Annotated in this window: 1 pseudogene; it reads right to left on the bottom strand. The window is 37.8% G+C overall.

What is annotated here, in order from left to right:
- Positions 1 to 305 (bottom strand): annotated as a pseudogene (locus B2X33_RS08355) (ornithine carbamoyltransferase); the annotation flags it as partial.
- Positions 306 to 378 lie beyond the last annotated feature (73 nt).

Below are 378 nucleotides of genomic sequence, written 5' to 3'. Positions count from 1 at the left end.
ACTCTTGCGGTGTCTTTTACGCTTTCTTTTCCGCCAAGTTGAATGTCTTGTGTTGACATAAATACTGGATGGCCGCCTTCTTCGCCAAATGCAGTTTCAAAAGATGAGCGTGTACGTGTAGAGCGCTTTTCGAAGATAAGGGCGATTGTTTTTCCTAAAAATCTTTGATGAATTTCTTTATTGTGCGCCTGTTTTTTTGCGAGAATTGCGTAGTCGAGAAACTGTAAAATTTCTTTTGGAGAATAGTCTGCCCATGTTAAGAGTGAACGTCCTTTAAAAGGCGAGTTAAATTTTTCCGCTTCCATTTTTTACTCCCATAAAAAGTCAAAATTAAAACTTCAGTTTTAGCATTGGCTTTTTAAGTTGTTTCGCAACGAA

The organism is Treponema sp. UBA785 (genome assembly GCF_002297065.1).
GTDB lineage: Bacteria > Spirochaetota > Spirochaetia > Treponematales > Treponemataceae > Treponema_D.
This window is presented reverse-complemented; position numbering and strand designations above follow the sequence as displayed.